General features: G+C 45.9%; 20 protein-coding genes. 10 read left to right on the top strand and 10 right to left on the bottom strand.

The window, feature by feature from the left end; all coding sequences use genetic code 11:
- Position 1 precedes the first annotated feature (1 nt).
- Positions 2 to 3,268: a SusC/RagA family TonB-linked outer membrane protein gene (locus AC1DP6_RS21915; RefSeq protein WP_477056727.1), complete on the bottom strand. Its 3,267-nt coding sequence runs from the start codon at positions 3,266 to 3,268 to the stop codon at positions 2 to 4.
- 457 nt (positions 3,269 to 3,725) lie between these two features.
- On the opposite strand from AC1DP6_RS21915, the gene AC1DP6_RS21910 reads away from it, so the two are divergent.
- Positions 3,726 to 6,128 (top strand): ABC transporter permease, encoded by a 2,403-nt coding sequence (locus AC1DP6_RS21910; RefSeq protein ID WP_477056726.1) that lies wholly within the window; start codon positions 3,726 to 3,728, stop codon positions 6,126 to 6,128.
- Between the two features lie 84 nt (positions 6,129 to 6,212).
- Here AC1DP6_RS21910 and AC1DP6_RS21905 read toward each other — a convergent pair whose 3' ends face one another.
- The 4 genes from AC1DP6_RS21905 to AC1DP6_RS21890 are packed head-to-tail and all read right to left on the bottom strand — an operon-like array spanning position 6,213 to position 8,968.
- Positions 6,213 to 6,515, bottom strand: coding sequence for a hypothetical protein (locus tag AC1DP6_RS21905; protein ID WP_477056725.1), 303 nt, complete (start codon positions 6,513 to 6,515; stop codon positions 6,213 to 6,215).
- 32 nt (positions 6,516 to 6,547) lie between these two features.
- A complete protein-coding gene (locus AC1DP6_RS21900; protein WP_477056724.1) occupies positions 6,548 to 7,492 on the bottom strand; it encodes a DUF6929 family protein in 945 nt (314 codons plus the stop codon).
- A gap of 11 nt (positions 7,493 to 7,503) precedes the next feature.
- Positions 7,504 to 8,187 (bottom strand): carboxylesterase family protein, encoded by a 684-nt coding sequence (locus AC1DP6_RS21895; RefSeq protein WP_477056723.1) that lies wholly within the window; start codon positions 8,185 to 8,187, stop codon positions 7,504 to 7,506.
- 4 nt (positions 8,188 to 8,191) lie between these two features.
- A complete protein-coding gene (locus tag AC1DP6_RS21890) occupies positions 8,192 to 8,968 on the bottom strand; it encodes a GDSL-type esterase/lipase family protein (RefSeq protein WP_477056722.1) in 777 nt (258 codons plus the stop codon).
- Positions 8,969 to 9,119: 151 nt separating this feature from the next.
- Here AC1DP6_RS21890 and AC1DP6_RS21885 point away from each other — a divergent pair, with 151 nt between their 5' ends.
- Both AC1DP6_RS21885 and AC1DP6_RS21880 read left to right on the top strand, forming a co-directional pair.
- Positions 9,120 to 9,455, top strand: a complete 336-nt coding sequence (locus AC1DP6_RS21885) for an ArsR/SmtB family transcription factor (protein ID WP_477056721.1) — start codon at positions 9,120 to 9,122, stop codon at positions 9,453 to 9,455.
- Positions 9,456 to 9,510: 55 nt separating this feature from the next.
- Positions 9,511 to 9,945, top strand: coding sequence for an SRPBCC family protein (locus tag AC1DP6_RS21880; RefSeq protein WP_477056720.1), 435 nt, complete (start codon positions 9,511 to 9,513; stop codon positions 9,943 to 9,945).
- A gap of 111 nt (positions 9,946 to 10,056) precedes the next feature.
- Here AC1DP6_RS21880 and AC1DP6_RS21875 read toward each other — a convergent pair whose 3' ends face one another.
- Complete coding sequence (locus tag AC1DP6_RS21875) at positions 10,057 to 10,722, bottom strand: YiiX family permuted papain-like enzyme (RefSeq protein ID WP_477056719.1); 666 nt, start codon at positions 10,720 to 10,722, stop codon at positions 10,057 to 10,059.
- A gap of 53 nt (positions 10,723 to 10,775) precedes the next feature.
- Here AC1DP6_RS21875 and AC1DP6_RS21870 point away from each other — a divergent pair, with 53 nt between their 5' ends.
- Both AC1DP6_RS21870 and AC1DP6_RS21865 read left to right on the top strand, forming a co-directional pair.
- Entirely contained in the window at positions 10,776 to 11,312 is a 537-nt protein-coding gene (locus AC1DP6_RS21870; protein WP_477056718.1) for a GNAT family N-acetyltransferase, read from the top strand.
- A gap of 48 nt (positions 11,313 to 11,360) precedes the next feature.
- The gene (locus AC1DP6_RS21865; protein ID WP_477056717.1) at positions 11,361 to 12,365 is read left to right on the top strand and encodes a phosphotransferase enzyme family protein; all 1,005 of its coding nucleotides are present in this window, start codon (positions 11,361 to 11,363) and stop codon (positions 12,363 to 12,365) included.
- On the opposite strand, the gene AC1DP6_RS21860 is transcribed toward AC1DP6_RS21865, so the two are convergent.
- From AC1DP6_RS21860 to AC1DP6_RS21845, 4 genes are all read right to left on the bottom strand, one after another.
- Entirely contained in the window at positions 12,348 to 12,989 is a 642-nt protein-coding gene (locus AC1DP6_RS21860; RefSeq protein WP_477056716.1) for a murein L,D-transpeptidase catalytic domain-containing protein, read from the bottom strand. The two genes, AC1DP6_RS21865 and AC1DP6_RS21860, sit on opposite strands and share 18 nt — an antisense overlap.
- 66 nt (positions 12,990 to 13,055) lie before the next feature.
- Entirely contained in the window at positions 13,056 to 13,418 is a 363-nt protein-coding gene (locus AC1DP6_RS21855; protein WP_477056715.1) for a hypothetical protein, read from the bottom strand.
- A gap of 56 nt (positions 13,419 to 13,474) precedes the next feature.
- On the bottom strand, positions 13,475 to 14,371 hold the full coding sequence (locus AC1DP6_RS21850; protein ID WP_477056714.1) for an SMP-30/gluconolactonase/LRE family protein: 897 nt from the start codon (positions 14,369 to 14,371) through the stop codon (positions 13,475 to 13,477).
- 411 nt (positions 14,372 to 14,782) lie between these two features.
- Positions 14,783 to 15,613 carry a helix-turn-helix domain-containing protein gene (locus AC1DP6_RS21845; RefSeq protein WP_477056713.1) on the bottom strand — a complete coding sequence of 277 codons (831 nt, stop codon included), beginning with the start codon at positions 15,611 to 15,613 and terminating at the stop codon, positions 14,783 to 14,785.
- A 103-nt stretch (positions 15,614 to 15,716) separates the two neighbouring features.
- Between AC1DP6_RS21845 and AC1DP6_RS21840 the strand changes: the two genes are divergently transcribed.
- The 5 genes from AC1DP6_RS21840 (at position 15,717) to AC1DP6_RS21820 (ending at position 20,498) form a co-directional block, all read left to right on the top strand.
- Positions 15,717 to 16,697 carry an NAD-dependent epimerase/dehydratase family protein gene (locus AC1DP6_RS21840; RefSeq protein ID WP_477056712.1) on the top strand — a complete coding sequence of 327 codons (981 nt, stop codon included), beginning with the start codon at positions 15,717 to 15,719 and terminating at the stop codon, positions 16,695 to 16,697.
- Entirely contained in the window at positions 16,694 to 17,461 is a 768-nt protein-coding gene (locus AC1DP6_RS21835; protein ID WP_477056711.1) for a DUF1295 domain-containing protein, read from the top strand. Before AC1DP6_RS21840 ends, AC1DP6_RS21835 begins: the two co-directional genes overlap by 4 nt.
- A 14-nt stretch (positions 17,462 to 17,475) precedes the next feature.
- Complete coding sequence (locus tag AC1DP6_RS21830; protein WP_477056710.1) at positions 17,476 to 18,582, top strand: ABC transporter permease; 1,107 nt, start codon at positions 17,476 to 17,478, stop codon at positions 18,580 to 18,582.
- 105 nt (positions 18,583 to 18,687) lie between these two features.
- Positions 18,688 to 19,113: a VOC family protein gene (locus AC1DP6_RS21825; protein ID WP_477056709.1), complete on the top strand. Its 426-nt coding sequence runs from the start codon at positions 18,688 to 18,690 to the stop codon at positions 19,111 to 19,113.
- A gap of 245 nt (positions 19,114 to 19,358) precedes the next feature.
- Positions 19,359 to 20,498, top strand: coding sequence for an efflux RND transporter periplasmic adaptor subunit (locus AC1DP6_RS21820; RefSeq protein ID WP_477056708.1), 1,140 nt, complete (start codon positions 19,359 to 19,361; stop codon positions 20,496 to 20,498).
- Positions 20,499 to 20,527 lie beyond the last annotated feature (29 nt).

Genomic DNA, 20,527 nt, shown 5'->3' with positions numbered 1-20,527 from the left:
TTTAGAATGAAAGATTGATACCTGCGGTGAATGTTCTCGGCAAAGGATAAGTACCGTAGTCCTCTCCCTGCGACAGCGGGCTATCCGGTCTGGCATTCACTTCCGGGTTGTAGCCGGTGTAGTTGGTCCAGGTATAGATGTTCTGACCGGATACGTAAATCCGCAGTCCCTGTATCTTATTCTTCAGCAACCGCTGATCAAAAGTATAACCGATGGTAAGGTTACGTAAACGCACATACGAACCATCTTCTACAAAGAAGGAACTCGGTTGCGCACTGTTACCGGTGGTTACGCGGTTAGGGCGGATGGTGTTGCCATCACCCGGATCCGCAGGCGATTTCCAGTAACCCGTCTCTTCAATCATCTGGTTGGCATTACCTTCCCCATTATACAGGAAGCGGCGTTGCAGGTTCATGATTTTATTACCGTTTGATGCCTGCAGGGCTACTGTGAGGTCAAATCCTTTGTAACGGAATTCGTTGGAGAGGCCCCAGATAAACTTAGGAAAGTAGCTGCCTATATCTGTTCTGTCGCTGGCATCAATTTTTTTATTATCATCTACATCGATAAACTTACGATCGCCGGGTTTCGTAGTGGCATAGTGCGGATACGCATCTATGGCCGCCTGATCTTTAAATGAGCCACCATTTACATAACCATAATAGCTGCCTATAGGCAATCCCACTTTAGTGATATATAACTGTGAAATGGTACCATTACCACCATCTGAGATGATAGGTGCATTGTTGGCGCCGAGTTGTAATACTTCATTTTTATTTGCAGAGATGTTGAAGCTGGTATTCCATACAAAAGCACCAGTCAGGTTGCGGGTATTCAAACCAAACTCCACCCCTGTATTGCGCACTTTACCTATATTCTTCAACGCTGTGCCAAAGCCGGAGCTCAGTGCTACGGGCACATTCAGCAGCAGGTTAGAGGTAGTGGCGCGGTAATAATCTGCACTGAGATAAATCCTGTTGGAAAATAAACCGATGTCTAAACCAGCGTTTAGCTGTACCGTTTTTTCCCAGGTAAGATCCGGATTGGCCGGCTGGGATAATCCTACGCCATTCACCGCTGTGCCGTTACCACTGCCCAGTATATAGCCGTTAGAGGATAACAGGTCGTAAGAGGCGTAGTTGGCAATCTGGAAATTACCGGAAGTACCATAACTCACCCGCGCCTTTAGTTCCGAAATGGCTTTCACCTTAAAGAAGGATTCATTGCTGATAAGCCATCCACCGGAAACGGCAGGGAAATAGCCCCATTTGTTATTGGCACCGAAGCGGGAAGATCCATCGCTACGGATGCTGGCAGAGATAAAGTATTTATCATCGTAGTTGTAGTTTACCCTGCCGAGGTACGACAACAACGACCATTGTGATTCTGTAGAAGTACCGCTGGTGATGGTGGCCGCATTTAATGTTTGTACGGCATCGTTAGGGAAACCGGTACCATCCGTTTCATTGGCTTTGGTTACATTTTTCTGGGAAGTATAACCTGCCAGCACATCAAAGCGGTGTTTTTCGTGTATGCTAAACTGGTAGTTCAGGGTATTTTCCCAAAGCCAGTTGGTAGATAAGGCCGTTTGAGCGGATCCCTTCGGGATGGTGGGAGCTGCCTGCTGCACTGGTTTGTAGCTTCCCAGTGTAGATGGCCGGAAATAATTGCGGCTGAAATGATTGATATCGGAACCGAAGAATGTTTTAAACTTCAGGCCTTTAATGATTTCATATTCTGCCCAGGCACTACCCAGGTTGCGCACATGATCCATTTTATCTTTTATCTGTGTGGCCAGTGCTACGGGGTTTTCACCACCAGAGTAACCATAGGCCCATACATTTTGGCGGTTGGTAGCCAGCGATCCGTCAGGGTTGTATACCGGGAATAYGGGTGATGCTTTCAGGGCATTGCTGAGGATACCATCGAATGTCCAGGGACCTTCACTGTTGATCAGGTCATAGTGATCAAAGGTAGGATTCACGGATACGCCTATCCGCAGTTTCTGTGTAAGTTCTGCTGTCAGGTTGGCTCTCAATCCATATCTTTTATAGCCGGAGCCCAGGATGATTCCTTTTTGATCGAGGTAGTTACCGGAAACATAATACTGGAACTTATCACTACCGCCGGAAACATACAGCGTATGATTCTGGATGGGGGCTGTTCTGAACAGGGCATCCTGCCAGTCGGTATTGGTGAGTCCCTGATTACCTGCCAGGTAAGGCAGTATTTCAGGTGCAATCTGGTAATTGGAATTACCTCTGGTGGCGTTATCGTCTGTAATTTTACCCGATGGTTTGAAATCCAGGTAGGCGTTGTTCTTTGCATCAAAGCTGAACTTCGACCACTCATAGGCGTCCATCAGTTTTATTTTTTTGCTGGCCTGTTGAAAACCGGCGTACATGTTATACCCGAACGAAGGAGGTCCGGATGTTTTGCCTTTTTTGGTGGTGATGAGCACCACGCCGTTAGACGCCCTGGAGCCATATATAGATGCAGAGGAAGCGTCTTTCAGGATATCGATGGAAGCAATATCATCACTATTCAGCGTACTGAGTGGATCCGGAGATTTCTGGAAAGATGCCTGCCCGGTGATGTTCACCACATCTGTTGATCCCTGCAGGTTTTTCAGATCATTGGAGAGCGGAATTCCATCCACCACATATAATGGATCGATACCAGCGGAGATAGAGTTCAGCCCCCTGATGCGTACACTGATGCTGCCACCTGGTGCGCCGGTATTTTGCAACACCTGTACACCAGGTACTTTACCTGCAATAGCCTGTTCAAAGCTGGTCACCGGCTGATCTTTCAGATCAGCGGCGCGTACCGAAGCTACTGCTCCTGTAATTTCTTTGCGGCGTTGTACACCGTATCCTACCACTACTACCTGATTAAGGGAAGAAGTAGATTCTTTGAGTGTAATGTTTACCTGCTGAGGCTGTCCTTCTGACAAAGTAACACTCGCTACCAGGGCCGGTTCATAACCGATAGAAGTAAATTGCACACTATAAGGGCCACCAATACCGAGATTAGTGAAGCGAAAAGCGCCGCTGCCATTGGTTTGTGTGGATGCCGTGGCGCCGGTGGTTTCATTTTTCACCACTACCGATACGCCAGGCACTCCCTGATGACGTTCATTCTGAACGATACCGGTAACGCCTGCACGTTTTTCCTGCGCCAGCAGGTATAAAGGCGTCAGTAAGGCTATGAGCAAAAATGCGCTCCGCCATTTTTCTTTAAAAGACCGAAAGTAAAAAGAATCCATAGGTAATTTTTGAGGCCCCGCCCAGGCTGTTGCCATGCCTGCGAAAAGAGAAAGCACGCTTCTAAATGCTCACCGATGTACGAGGGCCGGTTGATAAAACTGTTTTAAACCGACTACGGCTGAATCGCGATATCAAATTTCAATTCAGCGTTAAAAGTACCAACAAGTTTTTAGTCCACCAAATTAATAGACTAATGTAAAGGAGTTATTTTTGTGGTAGATAAATTTACTTTGCAGCAGAGGAAATACCGCCATTAATTACACAGCCGGTAAATTCCAGGGAAAGTTCAGGATAAGGTAATCATCAAAGACGACCATTATAGTGGTGTCCGATAATGAACAATCGCCGTTAAAACCGGACAGCGGGCAAAGGAAATTCCAAACACTACGTATTGATAATCAACATCAATGAAGTTGGCATTTACTTAGCCATTGCAAGTCTACAACATCACACACTATGTTTAAAAGTCAATTAAAAATCGCGTGGCGGAATTTCCGGAAAAATATCACACATAGTCTGTTGAATCTCGTTGGGCTTACGATGGGGCTTACGGCTTGTTTCTTTATTGCGATTTATGTGACGGATGAATACAGCTACGACAAGTGGATCCCTCAGCAACAGGAGGTATACAGAATTGCCGAGGAAGTGAAGACTCAAACCAACGACGCCCTTCGTTTCTCCTCCACACCGGGTAACCTAAAGCAGGCCGTACTCGCCTATCCACAGGTGGCATCGGCCACACGCATTTTTGATTATATAAAGAATTCAGTAGTCAGTACCGGCACACAAAAACAGATTCCAGAAACGGCGGTTTACCTGGCAGACAGCAATCTGCTGGAAGTACTTCCCTATCCTTTGCTGGCAGGCAATCCACGTACGGCCATGAATGAGATGGATGCTATTTTATTGACAGCTAGCAAAGCAGAAAAATATTTTGGAAAAGAAAATAATGCCAGTAACTATCTCAATAAAATATTAACGATTAATCAAAAGCACTATCGGGTAACGGGTGTACTGAGAGATATTCCTTTCAACACCTATTTCAGGCCGGACTTTATCGTCTCCGCGGTGGCTTTCCGTAACCAGGAATGGTTCAAGCGCAACAATGATAACTGGCATGGTACCGTGGTGCAGACATTTATCAAACTAAAGCCAGGTACATCAGCTACGGCATTCGACAAACAGATCAGGTATCTTGCTTATCAGTATGTAGGTGATGAAATAAAGGCCAACGGACAAGTATATACGTACTTTTTACAGCCACTGGCAGGCATACACCTGCATTCGAATCTTCGCTATGAACTTAGTAAAAATGGGGACGCCTACTATGTACGTATCTTATCTTTCGTAGCATTATTCATCCTGTTGATTGCAGGCATCAATTTCGTCAACCTGGCTACTGCCAGGGCCACTACGCGGGCTAAAGAAGTAGGTGTGAGAAAGGTAATAGGCGCCAGACGTTCCCAGCTCATCTTGCAATTTATGACAGAAGCAGGCATGATGAGTACGATGGCTTTCCTGCTATCGCTGTTACTGGTGGTGTTGTTCCTCCCCTCTTTCAATCATATTGCGGATAAGAATTTTACAATAGTGGCCTTGTTGCAACCAGGTATTATAGGTGCCGGGTTTGGCATTAGTTTATTGATTGGATTGCTCGCCGGTGTTTACCCGGCTATTGTCCTGTCCGGGTTTAATCCTTCCCGCATGGTGCAGAGGAGCGGACTGCAAATGAAAACTCATTTCCTCCGGAATGCACTGGTGGTAACACAGTTTTCTATTTCCATCCTGCTGATCATCGCCACGATTGTTGTATACAAGCAGCTCCAATACATGAAAAACTACGACCTGGGTTTTGATCAGTCGCAGGTATTGGTGGTACCTGCCAATGGTGGTGAAGCAGGCAAAAATATTAAAGCACTGGTGGAAAAATTTAAGGAGCAGGCAGGTGTGATATCTATTACCGCCTCAGGTAACGTACCCGGGCAAGAGTTTGGGAATAACCTCCTCCGGCTCAAAAGTGATCCTACTAAAAAAACAGATACCCGGTTACTGTCTGCAGATGATCAGTTTTTCCAGACCTATAACATCAAGTTGCTGGCAGGCCGGCAGTGCAGCATGGTAAAAGATACCTCCCGGAAATCCGGCGATATTATGATCAACGAAGCAGCACTCCCCTTCTTCGGCTGGAAAAAGCCGGAAGACGCACTGGGACAGGAATTCGACTGGGGCTGGGGGACCATATGCGGTGTATACAAAGATTTTCATTTCAACTCCCTGCAACGTGGAGTAACGCCCATGGCTATATTTTATAATCCCAACTGGCTAAATTATATCAGCATAAAAATAAATACAGGTAATGCTGCAGCTACTGTTGCTGGTCTGGGTAAAACCTGGCAGGCAATTGTTCCGGCTATGTCATTTGATTACTTCTTCCAGGATGAAGCCTTTAACCGTCAATACCGGGAAGAACAACGACTGGGTGAGCTCTTCATGCTGTTCTCCATCTTTGCTATTGGTATTGCCTGTCTGGGGTTGTTTGGACTCGTCTCCTTCACTGCAGCACAGCGTACCAAGGAAATAGGCATCAGGAAAGTATTAGGTGCCAGTATCAGCGGTATTGTTCAACTATTATCGAAAGATTACCTGAAGCTGGTCATCCTTTCTGCCACGATCGCTTTCCCACTGGCATGGTGGGCGATGAGTAGCTGGCTGCAGGATTTTGCATACCGTGTTCCGCTGAGTGTATGGGTATTCATCATAGCAGGAGGAGGCGCATTGCTGGTAGCTTTGCTCACCGTGAGCTTCCAGGCGGTGAAAGCTGCACTGGCGAACCCGGTGAACAGTTTGAAGTCAGAATAAGTATTACCCGCGTCAGCAAAGAACGCTGCTGACGCGGGTATTAAGCGACATGTGTGACGCTGCCGGTTGCTGCTGTAACTGGATTTACTTCGTAAAGAAGATCACGTCCTCTCTACCCGGTTCTATGTCTGTCAGCTCTTCTTCCCAACCGGGCGACAACTTAAAGATATTATGCAATCCACCCAGGAGTTCCAGCCAGCCGCTCATTTCATCGGATACCTCCAATGTTTCGCCGTCAGCCGCTTCAAATACCAGGAAGGTAGCTTCTCCCGGATACGCATATACTTTATAGCCTGAAATACGGACCACATCTCCCCAGGAAAGGGTATCGTCAATGTCCTCATCATATTTCACAGCAAGTCCTGATTCATCAAATTCTATATCCATATTGCGAAGGTATTAATTTTACAGAAATCACTTTACGGCTGCAATGAAAAGGCCACTTTAAACAACCGGCTCTCTCCGCCATCATTATCGGATACCAGGTGAAGAATCAGCTCCTCCTCCATGATATGCTCCACACAAATGCCTTCTATCTTTTCCGCTTTAAACACGGGATCTGCTTCCGCCAGGTTCAGCCATCCATCCATAGCCACTGACGTATGGGTTAGTTTTTGGGAGATATCCGCTATCCATCCAATATAACTGTCGCCGATGACGCCATCGTCATAGGCATTGGTAGTGGCCTCTGATGACAAAGTGCAAAGCAGCAGATCTTTGCCCGGTACATAACACAGTTCAGATACTCCTGCAAATACGGGCGTAGGCGTTAGTAACGTTAACGGTAGTACGGAAAATGCAGGGACACATTCCTGCTCCCAAAAACCATTGGGGACAAGGATCAGTTGATTAACCGGATAAGACTCATTGCCCCGGTTGCTGAGCAGCAACGTGTTTCCGATCACAGTAGCACCCTCTACGTTTAGTTCGCTGATGCCACTTGTGGTCAGTTGCGAGATGAAAGCGGCCGGATAATTAATTCGTTGTATGTTGGTGGCGGCCTGCGCATCCGGGAGTTGTGTGCCTGTTGTTGCCGGCTCCTCTACTGTGCCTGGCAAAGGTAGCAGCAGCAACTGACGACGCTTTTCCGTAGCCAACGAGCCGGATGCCAGCAAATACGTTTGTCCATGCAGCGTAATGAGCGCTGATGCTTCATAATCCGGTTTCTCCGCTTTGGCAATTCTTTTACCGGGGGCATCTGCTACCGGCACACTTTTAATAACGTGATAATCGCGGTCCAGCACCAAAATGCAGGTGGCGTCATCGCCTATCAGGTATAATTTTCCATCCAGGTATTCCACTGCCGAGGCAGAAGGAAAATCCGGCAGTAATAATGTATGTAATAATATAATCCCTGCTTTCATACAATAGCCAATTATTTATGTTGCTGCAGCAACCAGGTGTAAATCTCCGGCTTTTTTTCATACAAAAACTGTATGCCATGTCCTTCATTTGACAGGGGCGTAAATTTCATATGTCCCTGGCAGGTACGCAGTTTATCAGCGATCCTGATAGTCTCTTTTATGTCTACCTGGTCATCGGCGGTACCATGGAAGGCCCAGATAGGGATATGTTGCAGGTTGCAGATCCTGCTGGTATCACTGTCATTACAGCCCCCACATAAAGGCAGCAAGGCCGCAAATTTATCCGGGAAGTCCATGGCGGTAATGTAAGTGCCATAGCCACCCATACTTACCCCGGTCAGATACACCCGGTTAGTGTCGATAAGATATTTGGTGGTCAGTTCGGCATACAGTGGTTCAAACCAGTTTTCGGTAGACCAATACTTATTATCCGGACACTGCGGAGCGGCAATGATAAAATCAAATTGCTGTCCCCTGGCCACGAGATAAGGCAGGCCGTATACTTTAAGCTTTTCCAGGTCATCTCCTTTCTGGGACCCACCATGCAAATAAATGACCAGTGGATATTGCTGCTGCGGATTGTATTGCGCAGGCAGGTATAAGAGGTAGTGATAAGCTGCCTTCGTTTTGGTATTCACCTGTGCCCCACTGCTGAAACCTATCAGCAGCCATATCAAAAGCCACCCTGCACGCATATTTTTACTTTAACCGGATGACTACTGACTTTATCGCTTTGGCCCAGAAAACACCCAGTTGTGCGGCTCCCTGCTCGTTGGGATGCAACTGGAAAATGCCCGCTTTACCTTGCTCCTGTATGAATAGTTCCGGATGCTTTTCAAAGTATTTAAATCCGCCGGTGTAACCGGTATATACCTGTTTAGGATGGCTGGTACGGTACTCGGCCACAATGGTATTTAATACCGGAAAATAAGATTGTAGTCTCGCCAGTCCTTCTGCGAGGTAGCGGGAACTGTTTTGTGTATTGGGACTATACCAGGTAGGATGATGCAAAATGATGATACAACCGGGATAATCTTTTAACAGGCGGTCCAGGATCGTCTTTACATTGACTTTATAATTTTCCGGAGATACAGGTGAACCATTGGGACCTTCTATGGCGCTATCGTTAGTACCAAGTACCATGGAAAATACCAGTGTAGCGTCTTTATCGCTTTTAAAGGCATCTGCTGCTTTTATAACGTTGTTGAATAAACGATTGGTGGCGGGCAAAAAATCAACGGTAGTAGAACCACTCACGCCCTGGTTGCTATAATTAATCACTGCATCCGGCATGGCTTGTTTCAGCCATTCCCAGGATTTTACCGGTGGCGCGTCCTGCTGCGGATGTGCCAGGCCCCCGCCCTGTGTGATACTGTTTCCGATAAAAACAATGTTCAGTTTTTTTGACTGCGACATGGCAGTAATGCCCGACAGCAGGAAAAAGAAGCAAAGAGCAAAAGATAGTTTGTTCATCATGTGGATAATCATTGAATCGTGTAAAATAATATGTTCAGCGGATAATTATGCATTTTTTATAGGAAGCTGTCTTTTGAAAAAAAGTTTTTGTGTAACCAAATGGTTACCTATATTTGTAACCGAAAGGTTACACAATTTAAAAACAAACAACTTGAGAAGAGACGTATTTCAGGCAATAGCAGATCCCACCCGGCGGCAGATCATTGGTTTACTGGCAAACGCCTCTTTAAACCTCAACAGCATCGCGGATAATTTTGATATCAGCCGTCCCGCCATTTCCAAGCATATCCGGATTCTGACGGAATGTGGACTGGTGACGATTAAACAGGATGGCAGGGAGCGCTATTGCAGCGCCGATTTAAAACAGTTGAAAACCGTAGCAGACTGGACAGCGCAGTACCATGCTTTCTGGTCAGGTAAACTGGATGACCTGGAATCCTTTCTGGCTAAATCGCCTCGTCCCCGCAGGAAAAAACAGTCGGAATAAGCTGCTGGTATCAAACACCCGTCAATATCTATTCATCTATAAAATATAGTACTCCATGAGTAACAATCCACTCGTTGTTGAACGTACACTGAATGCGCCTGTAAAAGCAGTATGGGAAGCCATTACAGACAATGAAAAACTACAGCAATGGTATTTTAAACTACCTGCCTTTGAGGCCCGGGTAGGCTTTGAATTTAGTTTCAGTGCCGGAAAAGACGGAGAGCAGAAAGAATATCTGCATCGCTGCAAAGTAACGGCCGTAGAATCGCTTAAAAAGCTCAGCTATACCTGGAGATATGAAGGTTATGCAGGCGATTCAGAAGTGACCTGGGAACTATTCCCGGAAGGCAACAAAACAAAATTGAAATTAACACATACCGGACTGCATACATTCCCGGTTACTGCAGATGCTGCATTTGCAGTGGAAAGTTTTACATCAGGCTGGAATCATATTCTGGGTACATCCCTGCCTGATTTTCTGGCGAAATAGCGTTGAAAGAATTACGAATTACGAATTACGAATTACGAATTTACTGGGAGATTGTAAACGCGAAAGACAATATTCGCTTATGTCTCCCTGTAAATTCGTAATTCGTAATTCCTAATTCGTAATTGTTTCCAGCAACGGCGATTCAAACATGCTTACCGGGGAAATTATTTTTTCGTCTAACGGAATGTGGTCGCCATAAATCGCTTTCATCTGCTGTTTTACCGCAGTGCTGCTCAGATCAAATTCCTTCAGTGTTTGCAGGCTCCCTATCTCCAATCCTGTAGCAGATTTATAAATTTTCCATACCAGCTCAGAACAGTAAATCCGTTCATCTGACCAGCCAAAATAAAAATCATAATCTTTCCCATTGAATGGTTTACCAGCCGCCTTCATTTTCATGATCACTGCCGGTGTAATCGCAGTGGCGGCATCTTTTAGCCGCTTAACCACATAATGGCCTTTCTTCCCCCGGGCTATCCATTGGCGCAGTGGCGTATATCTCACTGGTTGCAATGCCTCATATACGTACCATTGATCATCATCTCCCTTAAAAATTATTCCGCAATGACTATATTTGGAATGCGTTGCCAATTGAATGGCCGTACTTAGGCCCGATTGCGATACCTGAAAAATAATATCGCCTTCCCGTACATCCGGTATGGCAGCCATTTTCTTCGTGAAAAGATGGCCGGAAATGAAAGTACGTGCAGCCAGTAAAGACCCTGCGACAACAAATAGCAGCAGAATAGTGAAAATCGTTTTTCTGAATATGAACATACACGGAAATTTAAAGTAAAAATAAATTCTATTATCAATAAGCTAAAAAAGAAATGAATACTATACTTATCGTGCCCGCCATCACTGCGGAGGTAGAACTGTTACAACAAATTGCCAGACAAACATTCCAGGAGAGTTTTGCTGCTGACAATACCCCGGAAAACATGAAGCATTACCTGCAGGAAAATCTCAGTATCGCTAAATTGTCGTCCGAAATGAGCAACCCGGATTCTGAGTTTTTCTTTGCCATGCTGAAAAACCAGCCCATCGGTTATATGAAACTGAATTACAAGGGAGCACAAACCGAAGTCTTCAACAGCAGAGCGGTAGAACTGGAACGCATATACGTTTTAAAATCTCACCAGGGTCAGAAAATCGGACAACTGTTGTTCAATCATGCGCTCAATGCAGCCAACGAGATTAAAGCGCCTTTCCTGTGGCTTGGTGTATGGGAACATAATACCAAGGCAATTGCGTTCTATGAAAAAAATGGATTTTTCGAGTTCAATAAGCATCCTTTCATGCTGGGTGATGAAAAGCAAACAGATATTCTGATGCGGTTAGACTTACCACTGCCCAAAGCGCAATAAGAAATATTTGATTATCTTCGCGCCCCTTTTTACTTTAAGCGCACCCCCATGAATCATTTTCCGGTTTCCAATTCCCAACTTTCGGCTGCTCACCTGGCCCGGTTGCTGCAGTTGCAGTATGATCTGGCGCCAGGTGTTGACTGCCACCTGATCAAAGCAGGTATCAATGATACCTACCAGGTAACAACCGCTTCGGATAAATATGTTTTCCGCGTATACAGTCTGAACTGGAGAACACCGGAAGAGATCCTGGAAGAAATCCGGCTCCTCCAGCACCTGAAAGATCATGAAATACCCGTTTCTTCTGCAGTGGCAGATAAGAACGGACATTATCTGCAAACGCTCAATGCCCCGGAAGGTGAGCGTTTCGGTGTGCTGTTCACTTTTGCCGCAGGGGAAAAACTGCATTCCTATGCGGATGAAATTCATTTCAAAACCGGCGCAGTCATGGCCCGCATGCACCAGCTTACGCAAAACTTCCCGCTAAACAGGATCACTTATACCGCCACTACCCTGCTCGAAGATCCGATGCCTTATATCAACAAATTCCTCGAAGCAGATACGCCTGAAATGGCATTTATGCGCAGTACCCAACAATACCTGCTGAAGGAATTGCAGGGCGCAGATACCTCCGCTATCAGGCAGGGCGTGGTGCATATGGATATCTGGTTTGATAATATGAATATCAATAAGCAGGGAGATATTACCCTTTTTGATTTCGACTTTTGCGGTAACGGCTGGCAATGCCTGGACATCGCCTACTACATTTTACAACTGCATAGCGTGCTCCGGGAAATGCCGGAATGCCAGGTAAAGATGGATGCTTTCCTGGATGGTTATACGGCTGTAATGCCCATCAGTGCAGAAGAAAAGCGTTTGTTGCCCGTGTTGGGAGTATGCATGTATTTCTTTTACCTGGGCATACAATGCAAACGTTATGATAACTGGTCTAACTCCTTCCTGAATGAAGCATATCTGAAAAGGTTTATCAATGTGCTGGTGAAACGTTATTATGATTTGTACCTGCCGGCAACATCAACGGTAAATCCATAGCAGTATGGGGCGGGAAGCTTTATCCAGGTAGGGTTCCAGCGTGGCAAAATAATCCGGGTTCAACATCGGGCAACCATCACTGCGTACAATACCTTCATTTTGTGCGGTGAGTGGAACACTGGGATAACTATGCAACACCACAAACCGGTTAAACGCATTGCTGTTACTGCTATCCAGCCCGTATAATTTATATGCCGTTCCAAAGCGGCCACTATACTTGCCGCCTATACGATATTTACCCAGCGAAGAACAACGACTACCGGAAACATTGGAAAAGACGGCCTTCTCTGCCCTGAAATCGGGTCCTTGTCCGTGTGACACTAAACCTGTGCTGATTATTGTATGATGCAGAAGGTCGTAGCAAACAAATCTTTTGCCACCGGAAAATACTTTAAAGTCTGCCAGAAAAGCGTAACGGGTATTATAACCATGTGCCGCCGCATATTGCTGCAACTGGTCTGCCTTGTGGCGCAGTATATCCGGATCTGGTGCCATCACTGGCAAAGGCGGGGTGGCCACTACGGAAGCATTACTCCGCTCTCTTTTTTTATCGTTACAGGCAACCAAACAACCTGCCAGCAGCCATATCAGCCACCATGAGTTGCCTCCTTTTGTGAATACCATATTTTAGAGATGCAGCCAGCTGTATTTTCCATATGCCGCCGCAAAAAATTTGCGGAGGCATCATGATTATTCCCAGATCTCTTTAATATGAATGAGGATAGAGTAACGGCCCGTGGCAGGATAATTTTCGATGTTCAGTTGTGCTGCATCAAAGGGCTGCGGCAGTTTATCGGCGTATTGCAGGTAGAGTTCCTGCACCACCGCAATAGCTTCTTCTTTATTTTCCACCACCCATGATTTAGCAGTTTTCTGATTATCAAACAGTTGGTTAAATGCCTTCCTGCTTGTTTCGGTATGCTCAAACGGCACCACTTTCAGGGTCCACACCTCTCCTATCTTTTCCGGTTGCACGGGTATATCCAGGTTAATTTTAAACCTTTCCAAACCTGCAGGGTCCAGGGCACGCATGATATCCATCGCAACTGACATAATCTTGTTTTTAGTTTCAAAACGCAATATTACAACTTCCCGTAAAATTAAGACCGCTATTCCCCTCCTTTTACTTTCATCTTCAGCATATAAAGTCCTTTCCCGGCTGTAATAAACAGGATATTATTATCTTTTCCACCAAAGCAGGCATTGGCCGTCCAGCCTTCGGGGATGGGGATATGACCTGTTTGCTGCCCCTCTTTATTAATCACCGTAATGCCGCTACCGCAGAGATACAGATTGCCTTCACTGTCGAGCGCCAGGCCATCTGTTGTTTTGGAAGCCATTAAATGCTGCCCGGACAGGGTGCCATCTTTATTGACATCGTAGCGGTACACCTTACCACCGTTTATATCTGCTACGTACACCAGTTTACCATCGCGGGTACCAATGATCCCATTAGGTTTTACAAAATCAGCGGCGGCTATCACGGGTATTTTAGTGCCTGGCGCCAGGTAGTATACCCGCTCTTCCTTTATATCCGGCTGTTTGCGATCCCAGTAATCACGCTGGTAGTAAGGGTCTGTAAAATAAATGCCACCATTGGGCGCTACCCAAACATCATTGGGCCCGTTGAGCCGGTGTCCCCCGAAATTATTTACCAGTATTTTTATTTTCCCTTTAGGAGAGATGGATAATAACTCATCTTTCTCATCTGCGCAGGCAATGATATTGCCTTTGGGATCCATATACAGTCCGTTGGAGCGACCCGATTTTTCCAGGAACACAGAGAATTGTCCGCGGGTATCGTATTTCCAGATCTTATCATTGGGCTGATCTGTAAAATAGAGGTTCCCTTTTCTATCCGTCACCGGGCCTTCCGTAAACGAAAATTGTTTGGAAATCAGCTCAGGGCGGGCATTATCAGCTACGGTGGGAGGAAGAGAATCCTGCGCCATGACATGGATACCACCCATGCAAAGTAATAACGTGGAATAAAATCTCAATCGCATAATGATTCTTCTATTTCCACAATTGTAATAATTATGGCGGAGAATTTTTACTAAAAAAAATCCAGCTCCTCACAGGTATCAAAAAAAAGGATAAACGTATTGCTACGTTTATCCTACAAAGTAATCGGCCACGAATCAACGCAGCCAGTTTACCGGCCATGAAAATAACCAGCCTCAAGAAGCAAAATATAAAATAATGTAGTCTGATAATAAATGAACCGTTGACATTAATCGTGAAGACAGCCTGGAAATATTTTGGGGTAAACAATACTGGATGATTTGTTACCCGATTTTAGAATGGCGTTCCAGTCAGGTGTTTTTGATGTGTTAACAGTTTTCCAGCTAATTACGGAGCAAAGTTATCCAGAGAAGTAATGGCTGCATAGTACAAAAACGACATCTTTTTTCTGCTTACCTCATAAACTTATGTAGTCTTATGGTGTTTTTCAGTTCTTCCTCATTAATAAATGACGGGGTAATGCCCGCAAACTTTTTGAAGTCCCTGATAAAATGCATCTGATCATAATAGCCATTGCAGTAAGCTATTTCAGTCCATGTTTTCTCCGGAAACTGTTCTTTCAGTTGATAGGCTTTACAGAACCGGACCAGGCTGGCATATTGCTTGGGGGGCATACCCAGGCGTTCTATACACTTTCGTTCAAACTGTCTCAGGCTGAGACATGCTACAGAAGCCAGCTCTTCCATCGTAACATTGCCGGAAGTGCTCACCAGCGCAGCCATGGCCTGGTCTACCGGCAACAAAGGCTTTAACTGGGTGATTTTTTTCAGCAAATAAAACTGGGTGATACTTACCATGTGATCCCAGTTATCCGCTTCTTTCAGCCTTTCTGTGATTTCCGCTATTTCCTGGTTACCCAGCAACAAACGGGTATCAAAGTCCTCCCCGTAAAGTTCGGACATCGGCATTTTTAAGAGCCGGTGCAACCCACCGGGTTGAAAGGCAATACATACGGCCAGGTGATGATTTCCCATATCGAGTGTTACTGTCTGATCCTGGGGACCAATGGTCACGCAGGTAGCCTTGGTAATAAAACCATCCTCGCCTGACTTGAGTAYTTTAATCGGGTCTTCCAGGTAGAAAATGATATAACGTTGATAAGCAGGCACAAATCTGTAGATATTTGTGAAGGCCTGGGCTTGGGTGAAGTCTACCCCATAAATACTTATACAATTGACCAGATCCTGCAAAGCCGGATGCGGCTTGTAAACTTTTGATTTCATTGTTATGCTCAGCTATAGGCTTTGCTGCTAATATATTAAAAAAGGCGACCAATGCTACCGATTTGCGTTATCTTTTACGGATTAAACCCATTTGATATTTAAGATGAAAATTGCAATAACAGGTGCATCTGGCTATATAGGTACTGTACTGACTCCTTTATTGCTATCCCACGCACATACACTACGCGTACTTACCCGTAAGCAACCACCTGCAACTCCACCCGATAGCATTGAATTCGTATATGGGCACCTGTTAGATGGGGAAAGCCTGCAGGAACTGGTAGCAGATGTGGATGTAGTAATCCATCTGGCAGCTATGATTTCAGTAGATGATAAACCGGATGAAAATCTTTTCCTGGTCAACACCAGCGGTACACGCCTTCTTGCGTCAGCAGCCATGCAGGCAGGTGTTAAAAAGTTTATTCATCTCAGTTCTGTGACGGCGTTTAACCAGGCGCCGTATGACGAACGGATGGATGAAAGCCGCGGTCCTGCATCAGATGTACAGCACAGCTATGACCATTCCAAAGCGGTATCTCAGGCCATAGCGTTAGAGTATAACGGCAATGGCATGGAAGTGATTGTACTGGCACCCACCGCTGTGATGGGACCATATGATCAGCAGCCCTCCCTGATCGGCAAAGCAGTAGTCAATATTTATAACGGAAAAATACCGGCCCTGTTTCCCGGTGGTGTTGATTTTGTGGATGTGAGAGATGTGGCCGGCGCTATTGTTAATGCTATCAGCCAGGGTACTGCCGGTAAAGTATACCTGCTGAGCGGTACATGGGCCTCATTGGTGACCCTCAGTAAAGAAACAGGCCGGATAAAAGGTAAAAGAATATCGCTGCCGGTAGTACCTTTGTGGCTCGTATTCAGTATGCTGCCCCTGGTGAGAATGCTGGCTGCTCTCCGTGGCGGGCCCCCTTTTTATACGAGACAGTCTGTGTACAACCTTATTTACAGTAATAAAAAAATAGACCATTCAAAAGCACAGGCGGAGCTTCAGTTCCAGCCCCGTGCATTTACGGAAACCTTACAGGATACCATTGACTGGTTTAAACAAACAGGTGCTATCAAATGATTGACTATTTACCACTAAAAGGATATGTTGCTTTTATTTGCTGCTGGGCAGCAACCGGCATTGGCGCCGGATTATACCTGTTACGCAAAGAAGCGCCTTATGGCCGCTACAGCAGTGAACAATGGGGCCCCATGATCAGCAACAAAATCGGGTGGCTGCTCATGGAAGCCACTGTATTGGTTTCTTTTTTCACCTGGATACCTGTTAAAACATTCAACTGGCGCAGTCCCGCCGGCGTCATGATTTTTTTATTCCTGCTGCATTACCTGCACCGCAGTTTCGTATATCCGTTCATGATACGTACCAAAGGTAAAAAGATGCCGGTAGTGATTATGTTATCTGCCATGCTGTTTAATACGGTCAATGGCTCTTTGCTGGGCATCTGGTTTGCAGCCTTCGGGCATTATCCGGATGACTGGTATACCACGCCTGCATTCATCATTGGGGTATTGTTTTTTCTCACCGGCATGTTCATTAACTGGAATGCAGATTACCAGCTGATACAGTTGCGAAAAAAAACGGAGACAGGCTATAAAATACCGCCTGGTCGTCTTTTTAAATATATCTCCTCTCCTAACCTGGCGGGTGAAATCCTGGAATGGGGTGGTTACGCATTGCTCACCTGGAGTTTACCGGCGCTGGCATTTTTTATCTGGACCTGTGCCAATCTCATCCCCCGTGCGCTGGCGAATCACCGCTGGTACCGGCAACAGTTCCCTGGATATCCGGCGAACCGTAAAGCATTATTACCTTTTATCTGGTAACTTTAAAGAAGTGTATGTCAAAAAAATATAGTCAGTTTAAAGCGGCACTGGTATTGTCAAAAGCGAGTCTTATTGCCACCTTGCGCAGTCCTACCTCCATTGTATTTGCCTTATTATTTCCTATCATTTTCGTCACAGTGTTTGGGGCCATGGTGGACAATACGGCCGTGAAAGTAAAAATTGTATTGTCACCTCACAGCGATAGCAGCAGCCCTATCTATGCTGCCATCAAATCCATTTCTATATTTGATCTTTCTTATGGTAAAGATTCTGCCGCTATGCTGGCCGATTTAAAGAAAGGCAGAATAGCGGGCATCTTATACCTGCATCCACCGGCATTGGTAAACGGGGTACCACATTTTGGCACCGATCTGTTGGGCAGCAGTGCCGTAGCAGATAAGCTGCCGCTGATAAAGGCGGCGTTACAGGAAGCCGCTACCGAAGTAAACCGGAAAGTATTACCGGATCAACCTGTAGCAGCCAGTATCCGAACGGTAAATATACCGGGCCGGGTGTACCGGCAAATCGATTTTATTTTACCGGGACAACTGGGTTTCTCCCTATTGATGGCCGGTGTTTTCGGCTCCGCCTTCCTGCTGTTTAATTTACGGAATACCCTCGTACTGAAACGCATATACGTAACGCCGATCAAACGTTCCTTTTTGTTGCTGGGTGAGATGATCAGCCGCCTGTTATTCCAGATCATTTGTTTTATCATTATTACTGCCCTGGGATATTATGCATTTCATTTCACGCTGGTGAATGGCTTCATTACCTTCCTGGAAATGTTGCTGCTGTCCGTTTTCGGACTGATCATATTTATGGGCATCGGTTTTATTATCAGTGGCCTGATCCGTAATGAAAGTTCTATTGCGCCGGTAGCCAATACGCTGACCGTACCACAGATCCTGCTATGCGGATTATTTTTTCCGATAGATAACTACCCGGTATGGCTGCGCACTTTCTGCGAAATGCTGCCCCTCACTTTCTTTGTAGACGGATTACGCAAAATAGCGTTTGAGGGCCTGCATATCTGGCAAATACCCATACAGTTGCTGGGACTGATTATCTGGGCCACCGTTGTAGCGATTCTTTCGGTGAGGCTATTCAAATGGGAGTAAGTATGTCGCAATTGCCCCTATGATTGTCTTAACCAACCTCTATGTGTATGCAGGGAGGATAATACCTTTGAGTCATTAACAGTAATTCCAAAAAACTAATTTATCATGGCAGCAGTCAATCCTTATTTAACTTTCGGCAACAATTGTGAAACAGCTTTCAATCATTACAAGGCTGCATTCGGCGGTGAATTCCTGACGCTCGTCCGTTTTGGTGAAGGTGCTCCGGACCAAAGCGCACCGGCCGAAAAGGACAAAATTATGCATGTTGCATTACCGATCGGAAAAAACACCATTCTAATGGGCAGCGACAGCATGGAAAGTATGGGGCCGATAGCAGCAGGCAACCAGTTTTCCGTAGCCATCCAGGCGGATAGCGAAGCGGAAGCAGACCACCTCTTTAATAGTTTATCCGCCGGTGGCCAGGTGCATATGCCCATGGGCAAAGCTCCATGGGGCTCCTATTTCGGCATGTTTGCTGATCAATTCGGCATTCAATGGCTGATCAATTTTGATTACGCTCAACAAGGCTGATCCACTTTCCCCATTCACCTTTTTTTTAAGCCGAAAGCTATCTCCCGGGAGATAGCTTTCGGCTTTTTTACTGCTCTCCACCCTTGCTGCTCCCGGCTTTAACAGTGTTTAACTATTGTAATAATAAACCCATCGGCATCCTGGCTGTCTAAACCGTACTATTTCTGGTAACCATGAACACAAGTACTGGGATCACTGTTACTGTATAACAAAAGAATGGATCTTCTTAAACGAACCGTAATGCTATGAGTAAATTTACTATTGCGCTTGTCCTCCTTTTTGTACTGGGTGCCTGTAAAAACAATAAGGGTGGCGGCAAACAAGCCACTGTAAAGCCTTACCCCGTCATCGTTCTTCAACCCAAAAGTGCGGTCATCAATTCCGATTATCCTGCTACCATTATGGGTGTGCAAAATATTGAGATCCGGCCTAAGATCGATGGCTATGTGGATGCCATTTACATTGATGAAGGAGCTACCGTAAAAAAAGGACAGTTGCTGTTCCGGATCAACGCCCCGCAGTATGAACAGAATGTAAATACGGCAGCAGCCAATATAAAAATTGCGGTGGCCGATGTAAATGCGGCGCAGATGCAGGTGAACAAGGTAAAACCACTGGTAGAAAAAGATATCGTGAGCGCCTATGAACTGGAAGCCGCGGCATATAATCTGCAGTCCAAACAGGCGGCGCTGGCCCAGGCGAATGCAGCGTTCAATAATGCTAAAACCAATTTAAGCTATACCATCATCAACAGCCCTGCTGACGGGGTGATAGGCATACTTCCTTATAAAATAGGCAGCCTGGTTAATAGTACCACTACTAATCCGCTGACTACTGTTTCCAATATTTCTACTATCTACGCTTACTTTTCTATCAATGAAAGACAGGGACTGGATTTCTTCCTGTCGTCCAAAGGCGTTACCATGCAAGATAAGCTGGCCACCATGCCGCCGGTAACGCTGGTGCTGGCCAACGGTATTGTGCTGCCCCGCAAGGGCCGGGTGGAAACTGCCAGCGGATTAATTAACCCTTCAACCGGCGCCCTGAATATGCGGGCCACCTTCGCCAATCCTGATGGACTGGTGCGCAGCGGCAGCAGCGCCATTGTACGCATTCCACAAACCATAGACACTGCTTTGCTGGTACCTCAGAAGGCCACCTACCAGATACAGGGCAAACTGTTTGTGTATGTGCTGGATGCCGATAATAAAGTGAAGTCCGTAGATATCGGTTCCAACGCCGCTGCGGCCGGACAATCCTTCATTGTACAGCATGGTGTAAAGAAAGGCGATAAAATTGTGATTGATGGCATCAGCAACCTGCGGGAAGACCAGGTGATTAATCCCCGTATGGTGAATGCAGACAGCGTGTATAACAGTCTCTGAGCAATAGGATCATTACCCGATCCATTAAA

The sequence above is a fragment of the Chitinophaga sp. 01L420 genome (assembly GCF_056399985.1).
This window is presented reverse-complemented; position numbering and strand designations above follow the sequence as displayed.

Excerpts from the sequence above, each read along its gene's own strand:
- AC1DP6_RS21910 (WP_477056726.1), top strand. The coding sequence starts at position 3,726 with ATGTTTAAAAGTCAATTAAAAATCGCGTGGCGGAATTTCCGGAAAAAT.
- AC1DP6_RS21905 (WP_477056725.1), bottom strand. The coding sequence starts at position 6,515 with ATGGATATAGAATTTGATGAATCAGGACTTGCTGTGAAATATGATGAG.
- AC1DP6_RS21900 (WP_477056724.1), bottom strand. The coding sequence starts at position 7,492 with ATGAAAGCAGGGATTATATTATTACATACATTATTACTGCCGGATTTT.
- AC1DP6_RS21895 (WP_477056723.1), bottom strand. The coding sequence starts at position 8,187 with ATGCGTGCAGGGTGGCTTTTGATATGGCTGCTGATAGGTTTCAGCAGT.
- AC1DP6_RS21890 (WP_477056722.1), bottom strand. The coding sequence starts at position 8,968 with ATGATGAACAAACTATCTTTTGCTCTTTGCTTCTTTTTCCTGCTGTCG.
- AC1DP6_RS21880 (WP_477056720.1), top strand. The coding sequence starts at position 9,511 with ATGAGTAACAATCCACTCGTTGTTGAACGTACACTGAATGCGCCTGTA.
- AC1DP6_RS21875 (WP_477056719.1), bottom strand. The coding sequence starts at position 10,722 with ATGTTCATATTCAGAAAAACGATTTTCACTATTCTGCTGCTATTTGTT.
- AC1DP6_RS21870 (WP_477056718.1), top strand. The coding sequence starts at position 10,776 with ATGAATACTATACTTATCGTGCCCGCCATCACTGCGGAGGTAGAACTG.
- AC1DP6_RS21865 (WP_477056717.1), top strand. The coding sequence starts at position 11,361 with ATGAATCATTTTCCGGTTTCCAATTCCCAACTTTCGGCTGCTCACCTG.
- AC1DP6_RS21860 (WP_477056716.1), bottom strand. The coding sequence starts at position 12,989 with ATGGTATTCACAAAAGGAGGCAACTCATGGTGGCTGATATGGCTGCTG.
- AC1DP6_RS21855 (WP_477056715.1), bottom strand. The coding sequence starts at position 13,418 with ATGTCAGTTGCGATGGATATCATGCGTGCCCTGGACCCTGCAGGTTTG.
- AC1DP6_RS21850 (WP_477056714.1), bottom strand. The coding sequence starts at position 14,371 with ATGCGATTGAGATTTTATTCCACGTTATTACTTTGCATGGGTGGTATC.
- AC1DP6_RS21840 (WP_477056712.1), top strand. The coding sequence starts at position 15,717 with ATGAAAATTGCAATAACAGGTGCATCTGGCTATATAGGTACTGTACTG.
- AC1DP6_RS21835 (WP_477056711.1), top strand. The coding sequence starts at position 16,694 with ATGATTGACTATTTACCACTAAAAGGATATGTTGCTTTTATTTGCTGC.
- AC1DP6_RS21830 (WP_477056710.1), top strand. The coding sequence starts at position 17,476 with ATGTCAAAAAAATATAGTCAGTTTAAAGCGGCACTGGTATTGTCAAAA.
- AC1DP6_RS21825 (WP_477056709.1), top strand. The coding sequence starts at position 18,688 with ATGGCAGCAGTCAATCCTTATTTAACTTTCGGCAACAATTGTGAAACA.
- AC1DP6_RS21820 (WP_477056708.1), top strand. The coding sequence starts at position 19,359 with ATGAGTAAATTTACTATTGCGCTTGTCCTCCTTTTTGTACTGGGTGCC.